This window comes from Actinotalea solisilvae, assembly GCF_016464425.1.
Taxonomy (GTDB): Bacteria; Actinomycetota; Actinomycetes; order Actinomycetales; family Cellulomonadaceae; genus Actinotalea; species Actinotalea solisilvae.
The window spans coordinates 267,805-293,571 of record NZ_JADDKQ010000003.1 but is presented as its reverse complement, the minus strand read 5'-3'; the positions used below and the strand labels follow the sequence as shown (position 1 = coordinate 293,571).

General features: G+C 75.4%; 23 protein-coding genes and 1 riboswitch. Of the genes, 18 read left to right on the top strand and 5 right to left on the bottom strand.

The features are described from left to right. Positions 1–53: 53 nt before the first annotated feature. The 3 genes from JIG38_RS04640 to csrA are packed head-to-tail and all read left to right on the top strand — an operon-like array spanning position 54 to position 3,619. Complete coding sequence (locus JIG38_RS04640; protein WP_199422576.1) at positions 54–2,114, top strand: flagellar biosynthesis protein FlhA; 2,061 nt, start codon at positions 54–56, stop codon at positions 2,112–2,114. Further along, entirely contained in the window at positions 2,092–3,339 is a 1,248-nt protein-coding gene (locus JIG38_RS04635) for a hypothetical protein (protein ID WP_199422575.1), read from the top strand. The genes JIG38_RS04640 and JIG38_RS04635 overlap by 23 nt, the downstream gene beginning before the upstream one ends. A gap of 37 nt (positions 3,340–3,376) precedes the next feature. Continuing rightward, positions 3,377–3,619, top strand: a complete 243-nt coding sequence (gene csrA, locus JIG38_RS04630) for a carbon storage regulator CsrA (RefSeq protein WP_199422574.1) — start codon at positions 3,377–3,379, stop codon at positions 3,617–3,619. A gap of 16 nt (positions 3,620–3,635) precedes the next feature. Here csrA and JIG38_RS04625 read toward each other — a convergent pair whose 3' ends face one another. Beyond that, positions 3,636–4,721: a winged helix DNA-binding domain-containing protein gene (locus JIG38_RS04625; protein ID WP_199422573.1), complete on the bottom strand. Its 1,086-nt coding sequence runs from the start codon at positions 4,719–4,721 to the stop codon at positions 3,636–3,638. Between the two features lie 161 nt (positions 4,722–4,882). Between JIG38_RS04625 and JIG38_RS04620 the strand changes: the two genes are divergently transcribed. The 10 genes from JIG38_RS04620 to JIG38_RS04575 all read left to right on the top strand — a co-directional run bounded on the left by JIG38_RS04620 (position 4,883) and on the right by JIG38_RS04575 (position 15,441). Then, on the top strand, positions 4,883–7,384 hold the full coding sequence (locus JIG38_RS04620; protein ID WP_199422572.1) for a chemotaxis protein CheA: 2,502 nt from the start codon (positions 4,883–4,885) through the stop codon (positions 7,382–7,384). Next, positions 7,381–7,800, top strand: a complete 420-nt coding sequence (locus JIG38_RS04615) for a chemotaxis protein CheW (protein WP_199422571.1) — start codon at positions 7,381–7,383, stop codon at positions 7,798–7,800. Before JIG38_RS04620 ends, JIG38_RS04615 begins: the two co-directional genes overlap by 4 nt. Positions 7,801–7,845: 45 nt before the next feature. After that, positions 7,846–9,573, top strand: a complete 1,728-nt coding sequence (locus tag JIG38_RS04610) for a methyl-accepting chemotaxis protein (RefSeq protein ID WP_233404412.1) — start codon at positions 7,846–7,848, stop codon at positions 9,571–9,573. A 67-nt stretch (positions 9,574–9,640) separates the two neighbouring features. Then, positions 9,641–11,554, top strand: a complete 1,914-nt coding sequence (locus tag JIG38_RS04605; protein WP_233404411.1) for a methyl-accepting chemotaxis protein — start codon at positions 9,641–9,643, stop codon at positions 11,552–11,554. 152 nt (positions 11,555–11,706) lie between these two features. Further along, positions 11,707–12,852: a chemotaxis-specific protein-glutamate methyltransferase CheB gene (gene cheB / locus JIG38_RS04600; protein WP_199422570.1), complete on the top strand. Its 1,146-nt coding sequence runs from the start codon at positions 11,707–11,709 to the stop codon at positions 12,850–12,852. After that, complete coding sequence (locus JIG38_RS04595) at positions 12,849–13,688, top strand: CheR family methyltransferase (protein ID WP_199422569.1); 840 nt, start codon at positions 12,849–12,851, stop codon at positions 13,686–13,688. The genes cheB and JIG38_RS04595 overlap by 4 nt, the downstream gene beginning before the upstream one ends. Then, complete coding sequence (locus JIG38_RS04590) at positions 13,685–14,068, top strand: response regulator (protein WP_199422568.1); 384 nt, start codon at positions 13,685–13,687, stop codon at positions 14,066–14,068. Before JIG38_RS04595 ends, JIG38_RS04590 begins: the two co-directional genes overlap by 4 nt. Next, the gene (locus JIG38_RS04585) at positions 14,065–14,535 is read left to right on the top strand and encodes a chemotaxis protein CheX (protein ID WP_199422567.1); all 471 of its coding nucleotides are present in this window, start codon (positions 14,065–14,067) and stop codon (positions 14,533–14,535) included. Before JIG38_RS04590 ends, JIG38_RS04585 begins: the two co-directional genes overlap by 4 nt. A 61-nt stretch (positions 14,536–14,596) precedes the next feature. Further along, complete coding sequence (locus JIG38_RS04580) at positions 14,597–14,956, top strand: response regulator (RefSeq protein ID WP_199422566.1); 360 nt, start codon at positions 14,597–14,599, stop codon at positions 14,954–14,956. Beyond that, positions 14,953–15,441 (top strand): hypothetical protein, encoded by a 489-nt coding sequence (locus tag JIG38_RS04575; protein WP_199422565.1) that lies wholly within the window; start codon positions 14,953–14,955, stop codon positions 15,439–15,441. The genes JIG38_RS04580 and JIG38_RS04575 overlap by 4 nt, the downstream gene beginning before the upstream one ends. Before the next feature lie 94 nt (positions 15,442–15,535). Here the strand turns inward: JIG38_RS04575 and JIG38_RS20620 are convergent, their stop codons facing one another. Beyond that, positions 15,536–16,177, bottom strand: coding sequence for a M15 family metallopeptidase (locus JIG38_RS20620; protein ID WP_199422564.1), 642 nt, complete (start codon positions 16,175–16,177; stop codon positions 15,536–15,538). A gap of 237 nt (positions 16,178–16,414) precedes the next feature. Continuing rightward, positions 16,415–16,489, top strand: a riboswitch (cyclic di-GMP riboswitch). A gap of 15 nt (positions 16,490–16,504) precedes the next feature. Between JIG38_RS20620 and JIG38_RS04565 the strand changes: the two genes are divergently transcribed. Beyond that, a complete protein-coding gene (locus JIG38_RS04565; RefSeq protein WP_199422563.1) occupies positions 16,505–16,666 on the top strand; it encodes a hypothetical protein in 162 nt (53 codons plus the stop codon). A 46-nt stretch (positions 16,667–16,712) separates the two neighbouring features. Here the strand turns inward: JIG38_RS04565 and JIG38_RS04560 are convergent, their stop codons facing one another. From JIG38_RS04560 to JIG38_RS04550, 3 genes are all read right to left on the bottom strand, one after another. After that, complete coding sequence (locus JIG38_RS04560) at positions 16,713–18,386, bottom strand: hypothetical protein (protein ID WP_199422562.1); 1,674 nt, start codon at positions 18,384–18,386, stop codon at positions 16,713–16,715. 105 nt (positions 18,387–18,491) lie between these two features. Further along, positions 18,492–21,257 (bottom strand): putative bifunctional diguanylate cyclase/phosphodiesterase, encoded by a 2,766-nt coding sequence (locus tag JIG38_RS04555; protein ID WP_199422561.1) that lies wholly within the window; start codon positions 21,255–21,257, stop codon positions 18,492–18,494. A 391-nt stretch (positions 21,258–21,648) separates the two neighbouring features. Further along, positions 21,649–22,086: a hypothetical protein gene (locus JIG38_RS04550; RefSeq protein ID WP_199422560.1), complete on the bottom strand. Its 438-nt coding sequence runs from the start codon at positions 22,084–22,086 to the stop codon at positions 21,649–21,651. A gap of 100 nt (positions 22,087–22,186) precedes the next feature. Between JIG38_RS04550 and JIG38_RS04545 the strand changes: the two genes are divergently transcribed. From JIG38_RS04545 to galE, 4 genes are all read left to right on the top strand, one after another. After that, the gene (locus JIG38_RS04545) at positions 22,187–22,705 is read left to right on the top strand and encodes a low molecular weight protein-tyrosine-phosphatase (protein WP_199422623.1); all 519 of its coding nucleotides are present in this window, start codon (positions 22,187–22,189) and stop codon (positions 22,703–22,705) included. Positions 22,706–22,775: 70 nt separating this feature from the next. Further along, the gene (locus JIG38_RS04540; RefSeq protein WP_199422559.1) at positions 22,776–23,201 is read left to right on the top strand and encodes a TFIIB-type zinc ribbon-containing protein; all 426 of its coding nucleotides are present in this window, start codon (positions 22,776–22,778) and stop codon (positions 23,199–23,201) included. A 68-nt stretch (positions 23,202–23,269) separates the two neighbouring features. Beyond that, positions 23,270–24,442: a pyridoxal phosphate-dependent aminotransferase gene (locus JIG38_RS04535; protein WP_199422558.1), complete on the top strand. Its 1,173-nt coding sequence runs from the start codon at positions 23,270–23,272 to the stop codon at positions 24,440–24,442. A 237-nt stretch (positions 24,443–24,679) separates the two neighbouring features. After that, on the top strand, positions 24,680–25,675 hold the full coding sequence (gene galE, locus JIG38_RS04530; protein ID WP_199422557.1) for a UDP-glucose 4-epimerase GalE: 996 nt from the start codon (positions 24,680–24,682) through the stop codon (positions 25,673–25,675). The last annotated feature ends 92 nt before the right edge of the window (positions 25,676–25,767 follow it).

Here is a 25,767-nt window from a genome sequence, read left to right as displayed (position 1 = left end):
AGCACCGACGCACGCACCACCACCACTGTCACCACCAGCAAGGGAGACCACCGATGAAGGGCAAGCAGCTGCTCCAGCTGGGCGTGCCGGTCGGCGTCGTCGGCATCGTCCTGCTCCTCGTGGTGCCGCTGCCGGCCGCGGTGCTCGACCTGCTCATCGTGCTCAACATCACGATCTCGCTCGTGGTGCTGCTCACGAGCATGTACGTCAAGCGGCCGCTCGACTTCTCGGTCTTCCCGTCGCTGCTCCTGGTCCTCACGCTCTTCCGGCTCGGGCTCAACGTCGCCTCGACGCGCCTCGTCCTGCGCGACGGCTACGCGGGCCAGGTCATCGACGCGTTCGGCCACTTCGTCGTGGGCGGCTCGCTCGTCATCGGCCTGGTGATCTTCCTCATCCTCGTCGTCATCCAGTTCGCGGTCATCACCAACGGTGCCGGCCGCGTCGCCGAGGTCGGCGCGCGGTTCACGCTCGACGCGATGCCCGGCAAGCAGATGGCGATCGACGCCGACCTCAACTCCGGCCTCATCGACGAGGACACGGCGCGCAAGCGGCGCGCCGACGTCGCGGCCGAGGCCGACTTCTACGGCGCGATGGACGGCGGCTCGAAGTTCGTCAAGGGCGACGCGATCGCGGGCATCATCATCACGGTCATCAACCTCCTCGGCGGCTTCGCCGTCGGGATGCTCCAGATGGGCATGTCCGCGGGCGAGGCGCTCGAGCGCTTCAGCCTCCTGACCATCGGCGACGGCCTGGTCACGCAGATCCCCGCGCTGCTCATGTCCGTCTCCACGGGCCTCATCGTCACGCGCGCCACGGCCGAGGCCGACATGGGCACGGCGGCCGGCCAGCAGCTCACGCAGTCGCGCACCGCGCTGCAGATCTCCGGCGCCGCGGCCATCGCGCTCGCGCTCATCCCCGGCCTGCCCAAGGTCCCGTTCATCCTCGTCGGCGCGCTCCTGCTGCTCGGTGCGTGGCGGATCAAGGTCTCCGAGGAGGCCGCCGCGGCCGCCGGCACCGACGTCGACACCGTCGACCCGACGCGACCCGCCCAGGCGGACACGCCCGAGGCGCTCATCGAGCAGATGCGCGTGCACGCGATCGAGATCCTGCTCGCCCCCGACCTCGTGGACATGGTCGGCTCGGGCACCGACCAGGACCTCCTCGCGCGGGTGCGCGGGCTGCGCCGCAAGGTCGCGATGGAGCTGGGCTTCGTCGTCCCGCCCGTGCGGACGCGCGACTCGGTGGACCTGCCGCGCTCCACCTACGTCGTGCGCATCGCGGGCGTCGAGGTGGGCCGCGGCGAGGCGCCCGGCGGTCGCCTGCTCGCGCTCGGCGACAACCTCGAGGGCATCGGCGGCACCGCTGTGGTCGAGCCCGTGTTCGGCCTGCCCGGCAAGTGGATCCCGACCGAGCTGCGCCACGCGGCCGAGATGGTCGGCGCGACCGTGGTCGACCGCGTGTCCGTCCTCATCACGCACCTCGGCGCGATCATCGACGCCAACGCGCCGCGGCTGCTGTCGCGCGAGGACGTGCGCGTGCTCACCGAGGGGGTCAAGCAGGTCAACCCGTCCGTCGTCGACGAGCTCGTGCCCAACCTCCTGACGCTCGGCGAGATCCAGCGCGTGCTCCAGGGCCTGCTCGCGGAGCAGGTCGCCGTGCGGGACCTCTCCCGCATCTACGAGGGCCTCACGCTGCGCGCCAAGGTCAGCACCGACCCCGAAAGCCTCGTCGAGGCCGCCCGCGGCGCGCTCGGCCCCGCGCTCGCCGCGCCCTACGCGCACGACGGCGTGCTGCGCGTCGTCACGCTCGACCCCTCGCTCGAGCAGCAGCTCGTCGAGTCCGTCCGGCCGGGGGAGAACGGCAGCCACCTGCTCGTCGACCCGAACCGCCTCGAGCGCATGCTCGCCGACCTGCGCGGCGTCGTCGTGCAGGGCGAGGCGAGCGGCCGCGAGGCCGTCGTCGTGTGCGCCCCCGCCCTGCGACCCGCGCTGCGCCGTACGGTGGCGCTGGCGCTCCCCCGCCTCGCGGTGCTGTCCTACAGCGAGGTGACCGGGGCGGGCCTGCAGATCGAGACCGTGGGGGTGGTCAGGGATGCCCACGCGATTGCTGCTTGACGGTGAGGACCTGCGCTCGCTGATGCTGCGCGTCAAGGCCGAGATGGGCCCGGGCGCACGCATCGTCAAGGCCGAGCGCATCCGCACGGGCGGCATCGGCGGGTTCTTCGCCAAGGAGCACTACGAGCTCACCGTCGAGGTGCCCGACCCCGTGCACCCCGGTCGACGCCTGCACGAGCGCCGCGCGTCCGGGGCTCCCGCCGGCGGCAGGCCCGCGGGCATCGAGGCGCTCCTCGCCGCGGCCGACGCCGCCGAGGACGCCGAGGTCCTGGGCGGGGCGGCCCCGGGCGGCGGCAGTGCTCCTGCGCCCGCGCGGGACGCGGCCGCCCCCGCCCCGGCCCAGCCCGCGCCTGACGCCGAGGAGGCCGACGCGCCTCCCGTGCCCGAGATCTCGACGACCGGGCCGACGTTCGCCGAGGTCCTCGAGTCCCTCGGTCAGCTCGTCGGCCCGCAGGACGACGCCGCGGCGGGCGAGGCGACGGGCGACCTCGTCGTCCGGCCCGCCGCCGGGCCCGTCGTCGCGACCGCCCCGCGCGAGCCGGACGCCCGGCCCGAGCAGCCCGAGCAGCCCGAGCCCCACGGGGCGACGGTCGGCGCCCTGCTCGAGCTCGGGCTGCCGGCCGCGCTGCTCGCCGGCCTCGGCGACCTGCGCGCGCCCGTGCCCCTGTCGCGGCTCGTCCGCCGGTTCCCCGCCGGGCCCGTGCTGCGCCTGGACGCGGGGGTCGTCGCGGTGGTGGGCGAGCCCGACGCCGCGCTGCGCACCGCGATGCAGATGGCCTACCGCGCGGGCATCGACCCGCACGACGTCGTCGTCGCCGGGGACCTGGGGCCCGTCCCGGGGCACGGGCGGCGCGTCCAGACCGCCGCCGCGGCCGCGCGGCTGCGCTCGCGCGCGGGCGAGGGCGCGACCCTCGTCGCGGTCGGCGTCGACGCCGACGGCGGCGCGGCGGCCGCCGACCTGCTCGAGGCCCTCGCGCCCGACCAGTGCTGGGCCGCGGTCGACGCCGGCCGGCGCGTCGCCGAGACGCGACGCTGGCTGCGGGAGGTCGGCGCGCGCCGGCCGTTCGACGCCGTCGCGGCCATGGGGACGTTCCACGCGCAGTCGCCGGGCGCGGTGCTCAACCTGGGCGTCCCGGTCGGGTGGGTCGACGGCCTGCCCGTGTCGCCCGTCGTCTGGGCCGCCGTGCTCAGCGAGCGGCTCGCGGAGGACGCCAGCTGGGACTGACGCGAGGCCCGGCGGGAGGAGCGACTACTCTCGCTCCATGCTCGTCCTGAGTCGCCGCGTCGGCGAACGCCTGGTGATCGGCGACGACATCGTCATCACCATCATCGACGTGCGCAGCGACGGCGTGCGGATCGGCATCGACGCCCCCCGCCACGTCCGCGTCAACCGGGCCGAGGTGCTCGAGGCGGTCACGAACGCGAACCTCGAGGCGGCGCGCTCGTCCGACGACGCCGCCGAGGCGGCGCTCAAGGCGCTCCGCCCCCCGACGCCGACGGACTGACGCGCCGGCACACTCCTCAGCGCAGCACGACGTCGCCGTCGGGCAGGCCGACGAGCTCCCGCGCCCGCCCGCCCTCCGCGAGGACCTCGTCGCGCTCGGCGCGCGTGAGGGGCCGCTGCGGGTGCACGACGACGTCGCCGTCGGCGAGCTCCCACGTCGCGGCCACGAAGCCGTCGACGAGGACCGTCGCGTGGACCATCGAGTACCCGGGCATGACGGCGCGCCGCACCTCCTCGGGCAGGATGCGCGCACGGTCGCGGTGGCCGAGGACCGCGTTGTCGAACGCCGCGAGGAAGCGCACCGGCGCGGGCGCGTCCTCGTCCGCGAGCGTGGCGCCGGGCAGGTCGAACAGCTCCGCGCCGTCGGGACCGCGCAGCACGCGCAGGTCGGCACGCATCGCGTCGAGCACCGGCCGCAGGCGCGTGAGGCCCGACCACGCCTGCACGTCCATGACGCCCGCGGGGCCGAACGCCGCGAGGTAGCGGCGCACGAGCCGCGGCACGTCCGGCGCGGCCATGGGTGCGCCGAGCCACGCGGGCGCGTGCGTCACCGCGATCGACCGCCGGCTCCACCACGACCCCCAGGCCGACGTCGCCGGGTCGTGCACGACCGGCAGGTGCGCCTCGACGGCTGCCGCGAGCACCGCCGCCCGCCGTCCGGGGTGGCGCGCCGCGAGCGCCGCGCCGAGCTCCCGGCGCGGGACCGTCCGGTCGCCCAGCACGGCGAGCGCGTCCGCGACGAGGACGTCAGCCCCGATGCCGGTCGTCTGCTCGGCGTAGTAGGGCGAGCGCACGAGGCGCTCGAGCACGGGGTGGATCGTCGGGCGCAGCCAGGGGTAGTCGTCCGCGGCGAGCAGGTGCTGGGTCCCCCGCAGGAGCGGGGACCGGACGAGCCCGCGCGCCTCGACCGCTCGCCCGACGCCCGCGGCCGTGAGGCCCGCGACGCGGGTGCACAGGCCGACGACCGCCCAGTTCGGCTCCTGCGCCTGGACGGCGACGAGGTCGCGGACGACCTGCTCGACGCCCGCCGTCGAGGGGGCCGCGAGGTGCTGGCGCTCGAGCAGCGTGCGGTTGAGGCGCCGCAGGCTCACCGTCTCGACCACGGACCCACCGTAGGACCGACCGCCGACACGCCCCGGGCGGCCGAGAGATCACCCGCCCCCGGGTCACCGTGCGCCGCCGCGGACGCTCACAAGTCCCCTGCGACCGCCGATCAGGGGGTCGAAGGGCGGACGGACCCGCCCCGGGAGCCACGGAGGGCGCAGTGGAGGACCTGGACGAGATCGTCCACGAGTTCCTGGTCGAGAGCCACGAGAACCTCGACCAGCTGGACTCGGACCTGGTCGCGCTCGAGGCGGCGCCGGGCTCGCGCGAGCTGCTGAGCAGCATCTTCCGCACGATCCACACGATCAAGGGCACGAGCGGCTTCCTCGCGTTCACCGCGCTGGAGCGCGTGACCCACGCGGGCGAGAACCTCCTCGTCGACCTGCGCGACGGCGTCCGCGCCATGGACCAACGGACGACGGACGTCCTGCTCGAGATGGTCGACGTCGTGCGCGACATCCTGCGCCGGATCGAGACGCAGCAGGGCGAGGGCGACGTCGACGTCGCGCCCGTCGTCGCGCGCATCCAGGCGGTGCTCGACGGCACGGCCGACGTCGCCGAGCCGGCCACCCTCGCGACCACCGAGGCGACGGAGGCCGTCGTCCCCGCGCAGCGCACCGCGCCGCCGGCGAGCGCCGAGAAGGCGGCCGACGCGCCGGCCGAGCTCGTGGCCGCCGGCGTCGTCGCCGAGCCCGCCGTCGTCACGGAGGCCGCCCCCCGGCCGCGCTCGCGCACGATCCGCGCGAAGAAGGCGCCGGCCGCCCCGAGCGCGCCGCCCGCCGCTCCCGCCGCGGAGCCGCCGGCTCCCGCCCCGACACCGGAGGCCGCCATCCCCGCCCCCGCCCCCGCCCCCGCCGCACCCCCGGCCGCCCCCGCTGCGGCGGTCGGGCCGCCGGCCGGGTCCCGGCCGTCGCCCGAGCCGGGCGAGACCGGCGCGGCCCGGACCGCCGCGGACGGCTCGATCCGCGTCGACGTCGGCCTGCTCGACGCGCTCATGCGCCAGGTCGGCGAGCTCGTCCTCGCGCGCAACGCCATCTCGCGCCTCGCGGGCGCGACGGCCGACGTCGACCTCGTGCGCGCCTCGCAGCGCCTCAGCCTCATCGCCTCGGAGCTGCAGGAGGGCGTCATGAAGACGCGCATGCAGCCCATCGAGCACGTGTGGTCGAAGGTCCCGCGCATGGTCCGCGACCTCGCGGCCGCCTGCGACAAGCAGGTGCGCCTCGAGATGGTCGGCGGCGACACCGAGCTCGACCGCAGCCTCCTCGAGGCCATCAAGGACCCGCTGACCCACCTCATCCGCAACGCGGTCGACCACGGCATCGAGACCGCCGAGCGCCGCGCCGCCGCGGGCAAGCCCGCTCAGGGCCTGCTGTCGCTGCGCGCGTCCCACTCGGGCGGTCAGGTCGTCGTCGACATCGTCGACGACGGCGCGGGCATCGACGTGGACCGCGTCGCGGCCAAGGCCGTCGAGCGCGGGCTGCGCACGCCCGAGCAGGTCGCGGCCATGGCGCCCGCGGACCTGCTCCAGCTGCTCTTCCTGCCCGGCTTCTCGACCGCCGAGGCCGTGACGAACGTGTCGGGCCGCGGCGTCGGCATGGACGTCGTGCGCACCCGGATCGAGGCGATCGGCGGCACCGTCGACGTCGAGTCCGAGCTCGGCACGGGCACCACGTGGCGCCTGCGCATCCCGCTGACGCTCGCGATCATGCCCGCGCTCACGGTGGCCTGCGACGGCGAGCTGTACGCGATCCCGCAGGTGAGCCTGCTCGAGCTGGTCGCCCTCGACGCGCAGACGTCGGGCGCGGTCGAGTACGTGCGCTCGGCCCCGGTCTACCGCCTGCGCGGCGAGCTGCTCCCGCTCGTCGAGCTGCGCGAGGTCTTCGGCGCCGAGGTGCCGTCCGACCGGGCGGGCGCCGTCATCGCCGTCCTGCAGGCCGACAGCCGCCGCTTCGGCCTGCTCGTCGACCGCGTGCTCAACACCGAGGAGATCGTCGTCAAGCCGCTCTCCGGCCGGCTCAAGGCGATCGGCCTCTACGCCGGCGCGACCCTGCTCGGCGACGGCCGCGTCTCGCTCATCCTCGACGTCCAGGCGATCGGCCGCCGCGCGATGGCCGGGGACCGCGGCGAGCTCGAGCGTGCACGCTCAGCCGAGGACCGCACCGAGCTGCGCGAGACCGTCCAGGTGCTCGTCGCGGGCATCGGGGACGGCCGCCGCGTCGCGATCCCGCTCGCGTCGGTCACGCGGCTGGAGAAGCTCCCGGCGACGCTGCTCGAGCACGTGGGCGGGCGCGAGGTGCTCCAGTACCGCGGCTCGATCACCCCCGTGGTCCGGCTCGACCGGATGCTCGGGACGCTCGCCCAGGAGCGCGACGAGCTCACCGTCGTCGTCTCCTCGCGCCGCGGCCGCAGCGTCGCCGTCGTCGTGGACCAGATCGTCGACATCGTCGACGACGACGTCACGGCGCACAGCGACCTGGGCGACCACGGCATCGTCGGCTCGACCGTCCTCAAGGACCGCGTCACCGAGCTGCTCGACATCCGGGCCGCGGTCGCGGCCGCGGACCCGCTGTTCTACGCCGACGAGTCGGACGACGAGGGCTCGGTCCTCGACGCCGACCTCGAACTGCGTGATCTCACCGCTCTCGTGGGAGGTGCCCGATGAGCCGCCAGCTCGCGACCTTCGTCCTCGCCGGCGCGCACTACGCCGTCGACGTCCGGCACGTGCAGGAGGCGCTGCGCTCGCAGCCCCGCACCGCGGTGCCGCTCGCCCCGGCCGGCGTCGCCGGCCTGGTCAACCTGCGCGGGCAGGTCGTGCTCACCGTCGACCTGCGGGTCGCGCTCGGCATGCCCCCGCTCGCGCGCGACGCCGACCCGATGATGGTCGTCGTCCAGGTCGGCGGGGAACCGGTGAGCCTGCTCGTCGACGAGATCGGCGACGTCCTGCACGTCGACGACGACCGCTTCGAGGCGCCGCCGGACACCCTCGCGCCCGGCCTCCGCGACCTCATCCTCGGCGCCTACAAGCTCGACGACCGCCTCCTGCTGGCGCTCGACGTCGACCGCGCCGTCGCCGCCTGACCCTCCGCCCCCCGCCACCAGCCCCCCGCTCACGAGGAGCACCGCATGTCCACGACCCTCCAGCGCCCGGCCGCCCCGCAGGCGCGCACCGGCGCCCTGCCCGCCGTGCCCACGCAGCGCTCGGCCTCCGCCGTGCCCACCGGGCCGTCGGGACCGGCGGCCGGCACGCCAGCGACGGGCGGGCGCCGTCGTCGGCTCTTCGCCGACCGCGGCGTCATGACCAAGATCCTCGGGACGCTCGGCGTCATGGCCTTCACGGCCGTCGCCGGCGCCGTCGTGAGCACGGTCAACCTCGAGGGCGTGGCCGAGGACACACAGACCCTCGCCGACCTCCAGGCCAGCACGATCACGGACCTCGCGGTCGTCCACCAGGAGGAGATCAAGGCGCGCATGCTCATCGCCCAGGTCGCCGCGGCGGCGACGGACGAGGAGCGCCAGGCGTGGGCCCAGAAGATCGTCGAGACCGACGCCGACATCCAGGCGCCGATCGACCGGCTGAACGTGGTGCTCACCGGCCTCGCGCCGGAGTGGACCTCCTTCGTCGAGCACTGGGAGGAGTGGAAGGACGTCCGCGACACCCAGCTGCTGCCCGCTGCCCTCGACGACAACCGCGCCCGTTACGAGGAGCGCCGCCTGGCCTCCGGCCAGCCGCTGATCGACGCCTTCGTCGCCGACCTCGAGACGGTCGAGGCCGGTACGACCGAGTACGTCGGGGGCATCGCGTCGGCCGCCCAGGCCGAGGCCGCGCGCGCCAGGACCGTCACGTTCGCCGTGCTCGGCGTCGGCCTGCTGCTGTCGATCGCGCTCGGCATCGTCACGGCGCGCTCGATCCGCGGCTCGCTGGGCCAGGTCGAGCGCTCGCTCGACGCGATGGCCGAGGGCGACCTCACCGTCCCCGCCTCCGTGACGAGCGCCGACGAGATCGGCCGCATGGCCGCCGCGCTCGCCACCGCCCAGGAGAGCCTGCGCGGCACGCTCGCGCAGGTCGCCGAGGCGTCGGGCACGATCGCCGCCGCGAGCGAGGAGATGTCGGCCGCCGGGGCGCAGGTCGCCGCGGGCTCCGAGGAGACCAGCGTCCAGGCCGGCGTCGTCGCCGCCGCGGCCGAGCAGGTCTCGCGCAACGTCCAGGCCGTCGCGGCCGGCGCCGAGCAGATGGGCGCCTCGATCCGCGAGATCGCCCAGAACGCGACCGAGGCCGCCAAGGTCGCGGCGCGGGCGACCGACGTCGCCCAGACGACGACGTCGTCCGTCGCGAAGCTCGGCACGTCCTCGCAGGAGATCGGCAACGTGGTCAAGGTCATCACGTCGATCGCCGAGCAGACCAACCTCCTCGCGCTCAACGCGACCATCGAGGCCGCGCGCGCCGGCGAGGCGGGCAAGGGGTTCGCGGTCGTGGCGGGCGAGGTCAAGGACCTCGCGCAGGAGACGGCGCGGGCGACGGAGGACATCGCGCGACGGGTCGAGGCGATCCAGACCGACACGACGACGGCCGTCGCCGCGATCAGCGAGATCTCGCAGATCATCGCGTCGATCAACGACTACCAGCTCACCATCGCGAGCGCCGTCGAGGAGCAGACCGCGACGACCAACGAGATGAGCCGCGGCGTGCAGGAGGCCGCGACCGGGTCGAGCGAGATCGCCGTGAACATCACGGGCGTCGCGTCCGCCGCGTCGTCGTCGACCGAGGTGCTGGGCCAGGTGCAGACGTCCATCGCCGAGCTCGCCGAGATGGCGGCCGACCTGCGCACCCGCGTCGGGGCGTTCACCTACTGACCGACCGCGACGGCCGGCGCCACCGCGCCGGCCGTCGCGCCACCACCAGGCTCGAGGAGGAGTCCCGATGCGTTCGCCGTTCACCGCGCTCCGTGCACTGCCCGTGCCCGGGGGGCGGAGCCGTGCACCGCGCCGGGACACCCCCGTACCCGACCCCGCCACCGCCCCGCCCTCCGTCGCCCTGCTCGAGCGGGACGGCACCGCGCCCGACGGCGCGCCGGACCTCCTCGACGACGTCCCCACGCAGCGCTCGGTCGTCGCAGGGCCCGCTGACGTCGCGCTCGACGACGCCGCGCCCGGCGACACCACGCCCGGCGACGGCGGGCACGACGACGGACCCGCCGACGGCGCGTCGGCGACGGCGGTGGTCGCGCGGCCCGGCGCCCCGCGCCGCCGCGGGCTCGGCTGGTACGCGGACCGCTCGGTCCGGACCAAGATCCTCGTGCTCGTCGCCGTCGCGGTCCTCGCCTGCGGCGGCCTCGGCATGGGCGTCGTCACCGGCATGGAGGCCATGGCGGAGAACACCGCCGGGCTCGCGCGCCTGCAGGAGGACGCCGCGGCGCCGCTCAGCCGGCTGCGCGAGAACCAGGCCGAGGCCGTGACGATCCTCGCGCAGATCGCCGCGCACGAGCTGCCCGGCACCAAGCAGCCCTTCACCAACCGGATGGGCACGAACGACGAGCAGATCGCCGCCGACATCGCGCACGTCCAGGGCAGCGGGATCGCGCTCGAGGGCTTCGACGAGTTCGTCGACGCGCAGGCCCGCTGGACCGCGGTGCGCGACGACGAGCTGCTGCGCCCCGCGCTCGACGACGACCGCACCGAGTACGCGCGCCTCCTCGGCGGGCGGCTCGAGCCCATCACCATCGAGTACACGCGGTACCTCGACGCCGCGACCGACGACGTCACCCGGCTCATGGACGAGGCGGCGGCGCAGGCGGAGACGCAGGCGGCGTCGTCCCGGACGACGATGCGCGTGACGATCGCGCTCGCGCTCGTCGTGCTCGTGGGGCTCGGCCTGCTCACGGCGGCCCAGGTCCGCCGCTCGGTCGCCCGGGTGCGCGCCTCGCTCGACGCGATGGCGGCGGGCGACCTCACGGTCGAGGCCGACGTCACGAGCCGGGACGAGCTCGGCGAGATGGCGCGCTCCCTCGCGACCGCCCAGGCCGCGCTGCGCGAGACGCTCGCGCAGGTCGCCGATGCCGCGACGACGCTCGCGCAGGCGAGCGAGGAGATGTCCGCCGCGGGCGCCCAGGTCACCGCCTCGTCCGAGGAGACGGCGGTCCAGGCCGGCGTCGTCGCGGCGGCCGCCGAGGAGGTCAGCCAGAACGTCCGGGCCGTCGCGGGCGGCGCGCAGCAGATGGGCGCGTCGATCCAGGAGATCGCGCAGAACGCCGCCGAGGCCGCGGGCGTCGCGGAGCGCGGGGCCGAGCAGTCGCGGACCACGGCGGAGGCGGTGAGCGCGCTGGGGCGGAGCGCCGAGGAGATCGGCACGGTCGTCCGCGTGATCACCGGCATCGCCGAGCAGACCAACCTCCTCGCGCTCAACGCGACCATCGAGGCCGCCCGCGCGGGCGAGGCGGGCCGCGGGTTCGCGGTCGTCGCGGGCGAGGTCAAGGAGCTCGCGCGCGAGTCCGCGCGCGCCGCCGAGGACATCGCCGCGCGCATCAGCGCGAACCAGGCGATGACCGCGTCAGCGGTCACTGCGATCGGCGAGATCACGGGCGTCATCGGGCGCATCAGCGACTTCCAGTCGACGATCGCCTCGGCGGTCGAGGAGCAGCAGGCCACGACGAGCGAGATGAGCCGCGGCGTCGAGGAGGTCGCGGCGGGCTCGGGCGAGATCGCGCAGAACATCACGGGCGTCGCGACCGCGTCGGCGGGCGCGAGCCAGGTGCTCACGCAGCTCCAGACGTCGGTCGCCGAGCTCGCCGCGATGGCGGCCGAGCTGCGCGCCCGCGTCGCGACCTTCACGTACTGACGCGCGCGTCGACGTCGGCCGACCCGCTCGGCGGGTCGCCGCTTTCACCTGCTGAACCCGCCGCCCGACGCTCACAACCGGCGTCGGGCGGCCGATCTGGAACCCGGCGCGGGAGGTCCCTGCCGAGGAGTGGCGACGAGCGGAGGACACGCGTGGCACCGATCAGGGTCCTGGTGGTCGACGACTCCGTCGTCGTCCGCCGGCTGGTCACCGACGTGCTCTCGGCCGACCCGGCGATCGAGGTCGTCGGCATCGCCGCGAACGGTCAGATCGCGGTGGGCAAGGTCGAGCAGCTCGCGCCCGACCTCGTGACGATGGACATCGAGATGCCCGTCATGGACGGCCTCGACGCGGTGCGCGCGCTGCGCAAGGCCGGCCACCGCATGCCGATCATCATGTTCTCGACGCTCACCGAGCGCGGCGCCGTCGCGACGCTCGACGCGCTCGCCGCGGGCGCGACGGACTACGTCACCAAGCCCGCGAACGTCGGCAGCGTGCAGGAGTCGCTCGCGCGCGTCGCGTCCGACCTCGTGCCCCGCATCAAGGCGCTCGTCCCGCGGCCCGGCGGCCTGCGCGGCCCAGTGCCCGCGTCCGGCGCGGCGGCGACCGCCGCCCCCGGCGCCCCGGCCGCCGTCCGTCCGGCCGCGGGCCGCACCCCCGTCCGGCTGCGCCCGCGCCCCGAGGGCCCGCGCCGGCCCGTGCGCGCCGTCGTCCTCGGCTCGTCGACGGGCGGGCCCGAGGCCCTCTCGCGCCTGCTCGGCGCGATGCCGACCGCGCTCCCGGTACCGATGGTCGTCGTCCAGCACATGCCGCCCGTCTTCACGCGGCAGCTCGCGGCGCGCCTGGACCGCCTCGGCCCCAGCACGGTCGTCGAGGCCGGCGACGGCGAGACCCTCGCGCCCGGCACCGTCTACATCGCACCCGGCGACCAGCACCTCGAGCTCGTCCCCGCGCCGTCGGGTGCGCGCACGCGCCTGCACCAGGGCCCGCCCGTGAACTTCTGCCGCCCCGCGGTCGACGTCATGCTCCGCTCCGCGGTCGCCGTCTACGGCGGCGACCTGCTCACCGTGGTCCTCACGGGCATGGGCTCGGACGGCCGCGCGGGCTGCGAGGCGGTCGTCGGCGCGGGTGGCCACGTCGTCGTGCAGGACGAGGCGTCCAGCGTCGTCTGGGGCATGCCGGGCGCGGTCGCGGGCGCGGGGCTCGCGCACGCCGTCATGCCCGTCGAGGAGATCGCCGCGACCCTGCTCGCGCGCACCGCCGCGGGCGACCTGCACGCCGCCGGGGCGGGCCGATGAGCCTCGCACCCGACTCCTTCGCCTGGGTCGCCGACGTCGTGCGCCGCCGCAGCGCCATCCAGCTCGAGGCCGGCAAGGAGTACCTCGTCGAGAGCCGCCTGCTGCCGCTCGCGCGCGCCGCGGGCCTGCCCGACGTCGACGCGTTCGTCCGCTCGGTGCGCGCCGCGCCGCCGCTCGCCCAGCCGGCCGCCGTCGAGCAGGTCGTCGAGGCACTCACGACCAACGAGACGTCGTGGTTCCGCGACGCCCAGCCGTTCCAGGCGCTCGCGAACCACGTGGTGCCCGAGCTCCTCGAGGCGCGCGGCGCGTTCGGCGCCGGCCCGCTGCGGATCTGGTCCGCGGCGTGCTCGAGCGGGCAGGAGCCCTACTCCATCGCGATGGCGCTCGCCGACCTCGTCCCGCAGACGTCGCTGCGGATCGTCGCGACCGACCTCTCGCAGCAGATGGTCGACCGCGCGCGCACGGGCCGGTACAGCCAGCTCGAGGTGAACCGCGGCCTGCCCGCACCGATGCTCGTCAAGCACTTCACGCGCTCGGGGGCCGACTGGGAGGTCGCCGCGCCCCTGCGGCAGGCCGTGACGTTCGCGAAGCACAACCTGCTCGAGGCGCCGCCGCTCGGCGGTCCCTTCGACATCGTGTTCCTGCGCAACGTGCTCATCTACTTCGACCTGGCCACCAAGCGCGACGTCCTGCGCCGCGTGCAGCAGGTCGTGCGACCGGGCGGCTACCTGCTGCTCGGCGCCGCCGAGACGACCATCGGCATCGACGACGGGTGGGAGCGGGTGCCGGTCGGGCGCAGCTCCGTCTACCGGCTGGCCGCACGGAGGGCAGCATGAAGGCACTGGTGATCGACGACTCGCGCGTCATGCGGCGGATCGTCGCGAGCACGCTCCACCCGCTCGGGTTCGAGACGATCGAGGCCGGGGACGGGCGCGCGGCGCTCGACGTCCTCGAGTCCGGGACCGTCGTGGACCTGTGCTGCATCGACTGGAACATGCCCGTCATGGACGGGCTCGAGTTCGTCGGTGCGGTGCGCGCGAACCGCGCGTGGCGCGACGTCACGCTCATGATGGTGACGACCGAGAGCGAGCACGGGCAGATCGTCCGTGCCCTCGCCGCCGGCGCGCACGAGTACGTCATCAAGCCGTTCACGGCGGACGCCATCAGGGACAAGCTCCAGCTCCTCGGGCTGGTCCAGCAGGAGGAGATCGCATGAGCGCCGCCGTCGACATCGAGGCCTTCGGGGGCACGGACCCCGTCCTCAGCATCGCGGAGGACCTCTTCGCGTCCATGGTGGACTCCGAGCCCGGGACGCTGCGCCCCTGGGACGGGCCCGTCCCCGCGCTCGGGCGCGAGATCCACGCGTGGGTCGACGTGCACGGCCCGGCCGCGGGCCGCGTGCTGCTGAGCACCGAGGAGGCGACCGCCGAGGACCTCGCGCGCGCCCTGCTCGGTCTCGAGGCCGACGACGACGTGTCCGACGCCGACCTGGTCGACGCGCTGGGCGAGGTCGCGAACGTCGTCGGCGGCAACGTCAAGGCGCTCGTCGTCGACCCGCACGCGCTCGGCCTGCCCGTCGTCGACCGCACCGAGCCGCGCGGCGACGTCGGCGAGCTGCTGCACCGCCTGACGCTCGACTGGCGCGGCCGGCTCCTGGTGCTCAGCCTGTGGAGCATCCGGTGACGCGCACGACCCCGACGCCCCCGACCGATCCTGTGTTCCCCGTACGACCGAGGTGGTACCGATGAGAGTCCTCGTCGCCGACGACAGCCGCGTCATGCGCCAGATCGTCGTCCGCACCCTGCGCCAGGCAGGTTTCGACTGGGAGGTCACCGAGGCGCCCGACGGCGCCGCGGGCCTGGAGATCGTGCGCCAGGAGGACCCGGACCTCGTCCTGTCCGACTGGAACATGCCCGAGATGACCGGCATCGACTTCCTGCGCGCGATGCGCCGGGAGGGCATCGAGACGCCGTTCGGGTTCGTGACGTCAGAGGGCTCGACGGAGATGCGCGAGCAGGCCGAGGCCGAGGGCGCGCTCTTCCTCATCGCGAAGCCCTTCACCGCGGACACCTTCCGCGACACGATCGAGCCGTTCCTCGCATGAACGCCAAGAGCCCCCTGCCGGCCGCCCTCGAGGTCCGCGAGCTCCTCGAGGGCCTGCTCGGCCGCGACGTCGAGGCCCAGGTCGGCACGCCGCCGGTCGACACGCGCGTGCCGGCGGGCGCGACCGTGGCCGCGTACGTCGACGACCAGCTCGCCCTGCGCGCCATCGTCCTCATGGACCTCTCGCTCACGGCCCACAGCGGCGCGGCGATCGCCCTCATGCCGGCGGCCGGCGCCGCCGACGCCGTCGAGAAGGGCATGATCACGCCCGCGCTCTACGACAACGCGGCCGAGATCCTCAACATCATGGCGTCGCTCTTCAACAAGGACGACGCTCCCCACGTGCGGCTCTACGAGGCGTACGCGCCGCGCGAGGCGCTGGCCGCCGACATCCAGCGGTGGCTCCTCGCCTACGTCCCGCGCGTCGACATGGAGCTCACCATCGCCGGCTACGGCACGGGCTCCCTGTCGGTCATGGTCATCTGACCACCCGCGCGGCGCTCCCCCGCACGGACGCCGAGGTCGCTGGTCTCCCAGGTCACCAGCGACCTCGGCGTCCGCGCGCCGGCGACCGGGTGCGTCAGTGGGTGGGGTGGTAGCCCCAGTGCCACGGCTCGCGCGGCGTGTCCTCGACGAAGCCGTACGCGCCGGCGTGCTCGCGCATCCACGCCTGGGCGCGCGCGTCGAGCGACAGGTCCACGGCCATGCCCCAGCCGTGCATGCTCGTGCCCGGCGCGGCGGCGAGGCCGCCCTGCGAGTACAGGCCCTTGCGCTCGGCGAGGTCGACCTGCGACGCGTACGTCCGGTAGGAGTCGGTCATCCCGATCGTCACGCCGTCGGCGGCGGCCGCGTCGCGCAGCGCCTCGAGCGAGCGTGCGGCGGGGGTCCAGAGCGTGTGGCTCGTCCCGGCGACGGGGCTGAGCGCCGCGGCGGGGACCTTGCCGTTGCCGTACTGCTTGAGCTCGATCGGCACGCCCTTGGCGTCGACGAGCGCCTTGCCGGAGCCGACGTCGGCCGTGGTGGCGGTGCTCGCGACCTCGGTCGCGAGGGCGGACGCGAAGTCGGCCGACGCGCCGCCGGCCGACGCGATGCCGGTCGTCGCGACCGCCGGCGCCGGACCGCCGCCCAGCACGCCCGACGCCGAGGCGCGCGCGAAGCCGAGGAGCGCGAGGCGACCCTCGATCTCCCCGATGCGCTGGCTGACCGCCGCGACGCCGTCCACACGTGCTCCTTCTGCCGGGTCGTCCGTCGGATCGGCCGCCCCACGCCGGTTGTGAGGCGAACCGCACTGCCGACGAGGCCCGCGACGTGTCGGGCTGCGTGTCCCGCCGCGAGGGCGAGAGCGGCCCGCGGCGCACGTCGGCACGCGGGACGCAGCGGGTGAAAGCGCTCGCCCGAACGGGTGGTGGCCCGCAGAGGCCCTCGGCCACGGCGAGGCTCCCCGTTAGAGTCGTCACGTCAGCGAAAAAGGCAAACCCGTCGCGAGGCGGGGACGCAAAGCCACGGGACCCTCGAGGTCAGCCGGGCCACCGAACGAGAGCAGGCCCCCATGAGCGACCTCGGCAACTCCGCGTCCGTCTCGACCTCCGTCGAGGACTCCGCGAGCACCATGACGGTCCCCCCGCAGGTCCTGGCCCGCTGGGCCGCGATGGCCGGCGAGCGCGCGTGCTTCAACGCGGTGCTGCCGACGCAGCTCCTGCGCGCGGTCTGACCTCAGCGCCGGGTCCGGCCCGGTCGCGTCCGGCCCGGCCGGGCGGTCACTGGTACGTGACGAGCTCCGGCACCGGCTGCACCGCGTAGGTCTCGGGCGGCGTGAGCATCGGCACGTCCTCGTCGATGAAGTTCTTCCAGCCCCACGCGAGGCCCGGCGGCGCGCCCTGCAGCAGCGAGGCCCACGTACCCGCCTTGGCGCCCTGGCTGCCCTGGCCGTCGACGTGGATCATCGTCGCGAGCTCGGGTCGGCTGGTGTCCACGAGCGCGCGGTCCGCGATCATCCGGTGGCTGAACTGGTGCAGGACGAAGAGCTTCTGCGGCAGGGCGTGCGTCCGCGTGAGGTCCGCGAGCCACGTCGAGACGGCGTTGATCTCGGAGGCGTGCACCGACCCGATCTGGCGCAGGTGCACCTGGTCGGGCGCGAGACGCCACTCGGGGTCCAGGGCGAGGCCCACGTTCGGGTACCGCAGCAGCGGCTCGTAGATCGTCGCCTGGCTGAGGAAGTCGGTCCGCCCGGGCTGGAGGTCGAGGACCACGTAGATCCCGGCGTCCCGCGCGGCCTCGACCCAGGGCACGAACGACTCGACCGGCAGCTCGTTCGAGTAGTTCCCGTCGGCGCCCGCACCGGCCGAGGCGATCGTCACGATGATCTCGAACGCGGGCACCACCAGGTCGCCCGTCAGCGGCTGGTAGGAGCCGGCGAGCGCGTGCGCCTTGGCGATGCTCCCGGCGAGGTCCGTCTCGCCGAGCACGCCGAGCGCCGGGAACGTCGGCGTCCCGTAGAGGGCCACGAGCCGGCGACCCGGGAAGAGCGTCTGCCCCCCGCCCGGGAGCTCGACGCCCGTCGCGGCCGTCGTCACCCGCCAGCCGAGGTCCTCAGGGGTCCCGAAGGCGGCGCCCAGCGCGACGACGGCGGTGGGCGCGGCGGCGGCGACCGCCTGCACGGTCGCGCTGCCCACGCGCGGGTCGCCCCCGGGCACGGCGAGCACCGGCACGCCGGCCGCGCGTGCGGTCGCGACCGCGGCGACGTCGCCCGCGTCCCCCGTGGTGAGCACGAGCCCGCCCGACGGCGGCTCGGGCCGCGAGGTGAGCGGCAGCGCGCCCTCGTCGGGCTCCTCGGGCTCTGTGGTCGCCCCGCCGGCGTCGTCGGCGTCGCTCGGCGCGGCCGGCAGGGTCGACGCGTCGAGCGCGGCGACCGCCGCCACCTCGCCCCCGGGTGCGGTCACGGGCGCCGCGAGGGGGTCGAGGCGCAGGACCGCGGCGAGCGCCTCGGGGTCCTCGGGCGCGTCGACCACGTCCGCGTCGGTCTCGAGCCCGCCCGGCACCCCCACCGCGAGGACGGCCGCGGCGTCGAGGCGCTCGACCTCGCCGCCGACGGTGTCGTCGGGGCCCGCGAGCAGGAGCGGCGCGCCGAGCGAGACGGCCAGCGCGGCGGCGCGGACCTGCGCGGCGACGTCGTCGGCCGGGGCGAGCACCACGACGGGCGCGCTCGCGAAGAGCGCCTCGCTGACCGCCACGGCGCGCGCGACGGGGTCCGGGCTGTCGAGCACCGTCGTGGCCGCGTCGGGCAGGCGCACCTCGGCGGCGACGGCGACCTCGGGCGTCGGGGTCGGCGTGGGTGCGCTCGTCGAGCGCTCGCCGTCGGGCTCGAGCGGCGTGCAGGCCAGGAGCGTGAGGGCGAGGGCGACGAGGCCCGCGGCGGCGCGTGTCGTCCTCATGGTCCCTCCCCGGTCGCGACGCGGCGGGGCGGCCCCGCCGGCTCCGCACCCTAGCCGGGGCGGCCGACGCACGCAGGCCCGGGGCGCCGCCGCCCGGGTGCGCCGTCAGGCCGTGGGGACGCGCGTGCCCGTGCGTCGCGCGGGCGTCGGGACGTGCACCACCGTCGACGGCGACCCGAGCGTGCGCGGCAGCGTCGCGAGGCCCGCCGCCGGCATGGGCCGCGCGATGTGGAAGCCCTGGATGCGGTCGCACCCCGCGCGCCGCAGGGCGGTGAGCTGGACGGCCGTCTCCACGCCCTCGGCGACGACCGAGAGGTCGAGCGCCCGGGCCATCGCGACGACGGCCGTGATGATCGGCCCGCACTCGCCGTCCTCGCCGATCGCGCTGACGAACGACCGGTCGACCTTGAGCTCGGACACGGGCAGGAGACGCAGGCGCGCGAGGGAGGAGTGCCCGGTGCCGAAGTCGTCGACGGACAGCTCGACGCCGAGGGCGTGCAGCTCGTCGAGCACGACCGCGGACCGCGGGTCGTCGGACATGAACAGGCTCTCGGTCACCTCGAGCGTGAGGAGCTCGGGCGCGAGGCCGGCCTCGGCGAGGGCGTCCTCGACGACCGCCCGGAACCCGTCGGCCTGCAGCTGCCGCACCGAGACGTTGACCGAGATGCCGACGGGCCGCCCGTGCGTCACCGCGAACGCCGCGGCCTCGCGGCACGCGGTGCGCAGCACCCACTCGCCGATGACCACGATGGTCCCGCTCGCCTCGGCGACCGGGATGAACGCGCCGGGCGAGACCGCGCCCCAGCGCGGGTGGTGCCACCGCGCGAGCGCCTCGAGCCCGACGACGGCGCCGGTCCCGGCGTCGACGATCGGCTGGTACTCGAGCGCGAGCTCGCCCCGCTGCACCGCGTGGCGCAGGTGGTTCTCGAGCTGGAGGCGCTCGTGCGCCTGGTGCAGCAGGCCCTCCTGGTAGACGCGCAGCGTGCCCTTCCCCGCGGCCTTGGCCGCGTACATGGCGAGGTCCGCGCTGCGGAGCAGGGAGCCGGCGTCGGCGCCGGCCGCGCCCGTGGTGACGCCCACGCTCGTCGCGGTGCGCAGCGCCAGGCCGAGCACCTGGAAGTCGTGCGCGAACGCCTCGAGCACCTCGGTGCCGAGGGCGACCCCCGCCGCCTCCCCGCCCCGGGGCAGGATGACCGTGAACTCGTCGCCGCCGAGCCGGGTCACCGTGCCGCGCTCGCCGACGATGTCCCCCAGGCGGCGCGCGGCGGCGGTGAGGAGCGCGTCGCCGGCCTCGTGGCCGAGGGAGTCGTTGACGACCTTGAAGTCGTCGAGGTCGAGCATGATGACGGCGATCTCGCGCAGGTCGAGGCCCGCCGCCGGGTCGGTGAGCTCGGCGACGCGCTGGGTGAACAGCGCGCGGTTGCCCAGGCCCGTGAGGGGGTCCTGGAACGCCTGGCGGCGCATCTCGAGCGCGTGCTCGCGCAGCTGCGCCTCGGCGGCCTTGCGGTCCGTGATGTCGCGCGCGATGCCCACGACCCCCGCGGGCTCGCCGTCGGCGTCGCGGATGACCGAGAGGGTGCAGAGGATCTCGACCGTCGTGCCGTCGCGCCGCAGGGCGAGCGCCTCGATCCGCGCGTGGCCCGTCGCGAGCGTCTGCGTGAAGGCCTGCGTGAAGGCCTCGGCGTCGCGGTCGTGCACGAGGACGCTCGACGGCCCGCCGACGGCCTCCTCGGCGGTGTACCCGTAGAGGCGGGTGGCGCCCGGGTTCCACGTGGCGATGAGGCCGTCGAGGGTCACCGTGAGCACGGAGTCGTCGGTCGAGTCGACGATCGCGGCGTACCTCGCGAGCTCCAGGTTCTGCGCCTCGACGCGGTCGAGCAGGCGCCGCTGCTCGGCCGTGAGCCGGCGCTGGTCCCCGAGGTCGCCCGAGAGGAGCTGCACCCGGACGATGACCAGCACGAACGTCACGCACGCGAGCACGAGCAGCCCCGGGCCGGCGTCGGGGCTCAGCGCGATGAGCGCGAGGGGGACGAGCGTCGCCCCGAGCAGCAGCCCGTGCCGGACGTACCTCACCCAGACCGCACGCTCGCCCACGACGACGTCGTCGCGCCCGCGGGCGCCGCGCAGCAGCGCGGGCAGGCGCGGGTGGACCGCGAGGGCCGCGAGCGCGCTGTAGGACACGAGCCACGTCACCGTCAGGGGCCCGCCGTGCTCGAACGTGCCGTTGGTGACCTGCGTGCCGTAGAAGACGTCCCCGGCGAGCTCGAACCCGATCCACGCCAGGAGGAGCGCGCCGGGCGCGCTCGCGAGGAGGCGGCCGGAGACGGCGAGCCGCGCGGCGAGCGCGAAGATCACGACGTTCGCCGCCGGGTAGACGAGCGCCACGGCGCGCGCCATGACGGGCGCCTGGGTGTGGATGCCCGGCTCGATCTGCAGCACCCAGACGGCCGCCGAGGCGGCGCACGTGAGGATGAGCGAGTCGGTGGCGGCGATCCGGCTCTCGGCCCGCCGGTCCGGCGCACGGTGGCGCAGGACGACGGTGAGGAACGCGGTGTAGACGCCGAAGGAGACGAAGAAGACGCCGTCGAGCACGGTCGGGAAGTCGAGCGTCACGCCGAGCACCACCGGCGCGAGGTACCACGTCCCCATCCCGACGAGGTACGCCGCCGAGCCGAACCACAGCAGCTGGAGCGCCCGGCGGTGCGGTCCGCGCGCGCGCCACGCGCGTGCGCCGAGCAGCGCCGTCGTCGCGACGAAGGGTGCGAGGAACGCGGCGACCTGCGCGGGCGAGCCCACGGGGGCGACGAGGAAGACGAGCACCGCGAGCGCGCCGGCGAGCAGCACGGCAGCAGGCAGCCGCTCGGCGCGCATCGTGCCCCCTCTGCTCCGGTCCGGCCACGTCGGACGTCGCCAGGTATATCGGCCCGATCCCCCGGGCGTTGAGGCCCGCGGGCGGCACGAGCCGGGTGCGGCCGGCCCGCGAAATACCGCTTGGCATCCCCGCGGGGCCGGACGTACCGTCGAGGCACACGGGAGAGGAGGTGGTCCAGAAGATGATTTCTCTTCGGACGCGTGAGGTGGCTGTCCGCTAGTCGCCCGAGCACATCGGACGGATTGCCTCCGGTCCCGAGCCGCCGAGCGGCAGCGAGACCCGGCAGTCACCGCAGCCCGTGGGGGCCGTGCATCGTCCAGCACGGCGCGCCGGTCGTCCCGACCGGTAACCCACGGGCTGTCCCGTGCCCGGGCCCCGCCCGGGGCGAGGTCAGACCCGTGCGAACGGGACGAGGGCCGCGCGGCCCGCCGCCGCGGCGACGCCGAGCATCCCGCCGAGGAGGTTGGCGAACGTCGGCCCGCCGAGCACGAACCCGCCGACCGCGCCGACGACGGCGCCCAGCGCGGCGAAGGCGATGACGTGCAGCGACTGGGCGCGCACCCGCCGGAGCAGCCAGCCCACCCCGAACGCGAGCGTCGGGCCCACGACGAGGATGGCGATCGCGGCGAAGCCGCCGATGAGCACGGCCAACCGTCCGGGAGCCGCCTCGACCCCGGCGGCCTCGAGCTCGCCCGCCGGCGCCGCCGAGAGCACCGTGTACACGAGGGCCATGAGCACGAGCGCCGTCACGAGGCACCCGGCGACGACGCCGAGCAGCCCGAAGCTCACCGCCCACGGCTCCTTGGCGGGGCGGTCGTCCGTCGTCATGGGCTGCACTCTAGGGCTCGCGCTGCCGCCCGCAGCGGCTGCGGTGGGGCACGATGACGGCGTGACCCGCCCCGCCCCGCACCGCCCGACCTACCGCGTCATGACCGTCTGCACGGGCAACATCTGCCGCTCGCCGATGGCCGAGGTCGTGCTGCGCGCGCGGCTCGCCGAGGCCGGCCTGGCCGACGTCGTCGACGTCGACTCGACCGGCACGAGCGACGAGGAGCACGGCCGGCCGATCGACCCGCGCGCGCGGCGGGTGCTCGCCGCCCACGGCTACGAGGTGCCGGAGCACCGCGCCCGTCGGGTCGACGCCGTCGACCTCGCGGCGCGCGACCTCGTGCTCCCGATGACGGCGACGCACGCGGCCGCGCTGCGCCGGCTCGCGCGGGGTGACGCCGGGCTGACCGACCGCATCCGCATGTTCCGCAGCTTCGACCCCGCGGCCCCGACGGACGGTCCCGAGCACGTGCTCGACGTCGACGACCCCTGGTACGGCGAGGAGTCGGGCTTCGAGACGACGCTCGCGGAGGTCGAGGCCGCCGTCGACGGGATCGTGGCCCACGTGCGGGCCGCGCTCGCCGAGGGCCGACCCCCGCAGGACGCGTCGCAGTCGTGATGCCGGTCGGGCACTTCGGGGCGCCCCCCGGCGTTGTGTGGGAGATCGCACCACGAGCGGAGGAGCTGCCATGAAGTGCCCGATCGACGGCGTCGACCTGGTCATGTCCGAGCGGCAGGGGGTCGAGATCGACTACTGCCCGACGTGTCGCGGCATCTGGCTCGACCGCGGTGAGCTCGACAAGATCCTCGACCGCGCCGCGGCGGAGGTCGCGCCCGCCGCCCCCGCCTCGGCGGCCCCGCCGGTGTCGCCGGCGTCCGGCCAGTACCCGCCGCAGCCGTACCGCGCGGAGCCCGCCGCTCCCGCGCCCTACCCGGCGCAGCCGTACGACACCCCGTCGTCCGGGTACGGCGACGAGCGCCGCGGCTACCGTGACGACCGGCGTGACGACCGCCGTGACGACCGGCGTGACTACGACCCGCGCCGCGACCCGCGCAACCAGCCGTACCGCAAGAAGAAGGAGTCCTGGCTCAGCGACATCCTCGACTTCGGCTGAGCCCCACCCGGTCGTCGGGCCGACGCCGCCCGGCACACGCGGCCGGAGCGTCGGGGCAGGATGGCCGGATGAAGGTCTCGCGCCGCTCGCTCGTCCCGCCGTTCGCCGTGATGGAGGTCCTCGCGGCCGCCAACGCCCGGCGTGACGCGGGGGCGTCGGTCGTCAACCTGTGCGCTGGCCAGCCGCTGCACGGCGCCTCGCCCGTCGTGCGCGAGCGTGCCGCGGCCCTGCTGGCGTCGGGCGACGTCGGGTACACCGAGGCCGTGGGCGTGCCGCGGCTCCGACGCGCCATCGCGGAGCACTACGGCCGCTGGTACGACGTCGACCTCGATCCCGCCCGCGTCGCCGTGACCACCGGCTCCTCGGGCGGCTTCCTGCTCGCCTTCCTCAGCGCGTTCGACCCGGGCGACCGCGTCGCCGTCGCGCGGCCCGGCTACCCGGCGTACAAGAACATCCTGAGATCGCTCGGGCTCGAGGTGGTCGAGCTCGCGTGCGGCCCGGCGACCCGCTACCAGCCGACGGTCGAGCAGCTCACCGCGGCCTACTACGACGGCGGGCTCGACGGCGTCGTCGCCGCGAGCCCCGCGAACCCCACGGGGACGATGCTCACCCCGCAGGAGCTCGCGGCGCTCACCGCCTGGTGCGCCGAGTACGACGTGCGGCTGATCAGCGACGAGATCTACCACGGCATCACGTACGACGGGGCCGAGGCGGCGACCGCGGCGGCGGCGACGGATGCCGGCGCGGTCGTCGTGTCCTCGTTCTCCAAGTACTGGGCGATGACGGGGTGGCGGCTGGGCTGGCTCGTGCTCCCGCCTGACCTCGTCGGTCCCGTGGACGCGCTCGCCGGCAACGTCGCGCTCTGCCCGCCCGGCCTCGCCCAGCACGCGGCGGTCGCGGCGCTCACGCCGGAGGGCTACGCGGCCGCGGAGGCGGAGGTCGCGGTCTACGCGGCGTCGCGCTCGCTGCTGCTCGACCGGCTCCCCGAGCTCGGCTGGCGGCAGGTCGCCCCGCCCGACGGCGCCTTCTACCTCTACGCCGACGTCTCGGACTCGGGACTCGACTCCGTCACGTGGTGCGCGCGGCTGCTCGACGAGGCGGGCGTCGCGCTCACCCCGGGCACCGACTTCGACGCGGTCGACGGCGACGGCTGGGTGCGTCTCGCGTTCGCCTCGCCCCCCGACGTGGTCGCCGAGGCCGTCGACCGCATCGTCGCCTGGCAGTCGCGCCTCACCACCTGACCTCGCGCGCACGCTGCCCACGCGTCGCGGCGTCGCCGCGACGTGCGCGAAGCCGTCCCGCGCCGCGAGGTCGCCGCGACGCCCGCGAGCCCGCTCGGCGGCCCGTCTCCGTCGCGAGCAGGACCCCGGCGGTCCCCGCACCACCCCCCGGACGGATGCCCGGGCGGAACGAGGGCGTGGAAGATCGCACCTGCGGGGTGTCGCATGCCCCAGGATGTCCGGAGTGGAGGGGGCGGGATGAAGGTCGTCATCACCGGAGGTGCCGGGTACATCGGCAGCACGGTCGCCTCGGCGTGCCTGGACCGGGGCTGGACCCCCGTGATCCTCGACGACTTCAGCACCGGCCGGCGCGAGTTCGTGCGCGGGCGCCTCGTGTACGAGGGCGACGTGGGCGACCGCGCGCTGGTCGAGCGTGTGTTCACCGAGCACCCCGACATCGAGGGTGTGGTCCACTGCGCGGCCCGGACCGTCGTGCACGAGTCGGTCAGCGACCCGCTCGCCTACTACCGCGCGAACGTGACGCGGTCGATCGAGCTCGTCGACGCGCTCGTCGGTGTGGGGTGCCCGCGCATCGTCTTCAGCTCGTCGGCCGCCGTCTACGCGGCGAGCCCGTCGCTCGTGGTCGACGAGCGGGCCCCGCTGGACCCGCGCAGCCCGTACGCGGTCTCGAAGGCGATGGTCGAGCGGGTGCTGCAGGACGTGGTGGCCGCCCACCCCGTCCGCGCGCTCGCGCTGCGCTACTTCAACCCGGTGGGCGCCGACCCGCAGATGCGCACGGGCCTCCAGGTCGCTCACCCCTCGCACGTCCTGGGCAGCCTGCTCGCCGCGCACGAGGCAGGGCGGCCGTTCACCGTGCACGGCTCCGACTGGCCGACCCGCGACGGCTCGCCCGTCCGCGACTACGTGCACGTGTGGGACCTCGCGCAGGCGCACGTCCTCGCGCTCGCGGCGTTCGACGACGTCTGCCACGACGCCTCACCGTTCACCGCGGTGAACATCGGGTCCGGGACAGGGACGACCGTCCTCGAGCTGGCGGACGCCTTCGCCGACGTGGTGGGGCAGCCCGTCGAGGTCGTCCGCGGCCCGCGCCGGGAGGGCGACGTCGTCGGCGGAGCGGCGTCCAGCGACCGCGCGCGCGAGCTCCTCGGCTGGAAGCCCGAGCTGTCCCTGCGCGACGCCATCGGCGACGCGCTGCGCTGGCGCGAGGTGCGCGGCGAGCGTCTCGGCGTGTGAGGCCGACGGGCGTCGCGACGCGCCCTCCTCGCGTGCCCGCAGGGCTTGGTCCCGTGGTGACACCGCCCGACCGGCGGGGTCGGTGACGACGT

Coding starts and splice junctions, on each gene's coding strand:
- JIG38_RS04605 (WP_233404411.1), top strand. CDS start 9,641: ATGCGTTCGCCGTTCACCGCGCTCCGTGCACTGCCCGTGCCCGGGGGG.
- JIG38_RS04595 (WP_199422569.1), top strand. CDS start 12,849: ATGAGCCTCGCACCCGACTCCTTCGCCTGGGTCGCCGACGTCGTGCGC.
- JIG38_RS04585 (WP_199422567.1), top strand. CDS start 14,065: ATGAGCGCCGCCGTCGACATCGAGGCCTTCGGGGGCACGGACCCCGTC.
- JIG38_RS04540 (WP_199422559.1), top strand. CDS start 22,776: ATGAAGTGCCCGATCGACGGCGTCGACCTGGTCATGTCCGAGCGGCAG.
- galE (WP_199422557.1), top strand. CDS start 24,680: ATGAAGGTCGTCATCACCGGAGGTGCCGGGTACATCGGCAGCACGGTC.
- JIG38_RS04635 (WP_199422575.1), top strand. CDS start 2,092: ATGCCCACGCGATTGCTGCTTGACGGTGAGGACCTGCGCTCGCTGATG.
- csrA (WP_199422574.1), top strand. CDS start 3,377: ATGCTCGTCCTGAGTCGCCGCGTCGGCGAACGCCTGGTGATCGGCGAC.
- JIG38_RS04615 (WP_199422571.1), top strand. CDS start 7,381: ATGAGCCGCCAGCTCGCGACCTTCGTCCTCGCCGGCGCGCACTACGCC.
- JIG38_RS04560 (WP_199422562.1), bottom strand. CDS start 18,386: ATGAGGACGACACGCGCCGCCGCGGGCCTCGTCGCCCTCGCCCTCACG.
- JIG38_RS04610 (WP_233404412.1), top strand. CDS start 7,846: ATGTCCACGACCCTCCAGCGCCCGGCCGCCCCGCAGGCGCGCACCGGC.
- JIG38_RS04555 (WP_199422561.1), bottom strand. CDS start 21,257: ATGCGCGCCGAGCGGCTGCCTGCTGCCGTGCTGCTCGCCGGCGCGCTC.
- JIG38_RS04545 (WP_199422623.1), top strand. CDS start 22,187: ATGACCGTCTGCACGGGCAACATCTGCCGCTCGCCGATGGCCGAGGTC.
- JIG38_RS04590 (WP_199422568.1), top strand. CDS start 13,685: ATGAAGGCACTGGTGATCGACGACTCGCGCGTCATGCGGCGGATCGTC.
- JIG38_RS04640 (WP_199422576.1), top strand. CDS start 54: ATGAAGGGCAAGCAGCTGCTCCAGCTGGGCGTGCCGGTCGGCGTCGTC.
- JIG38_RS04580 (WP_199422566.1), top strand. CDS start 14,597: ATGAGAGTCCTCGTCGCCGACGACAGCCGCGTCATGCGCCAGATCGTC.
- JIG38_RS04565 (WP_199422563.1), top strand. CDS start 16,505: ATGAGCGACCTCGGCAACTCCGCGTCCGTCTCGACCTCCGTCGAGGAC.
- JIG38_RS04535 (WP_199422558.1), top strand. CDS start 23,270: ATGAAGGTCTCGCGCCGCTCGCTCGTCCCGCCGTTCGCCGTGATGGAG.
- JIG38_RS04550 (WP_199422560.1), bottom strand. CDS start 22,086: ATGACGACGGACGACCGCCCCGCCAAGGAGCCGTGGGCGGTGAGCTTC.
- JIG38_RS04575 (WP_199422565.1), top strand. CDS start 14,953: ATGAACGCCAAGAGCCCCCTGCCGGCCGCCCTCGAGGTCCGCGAGCTC.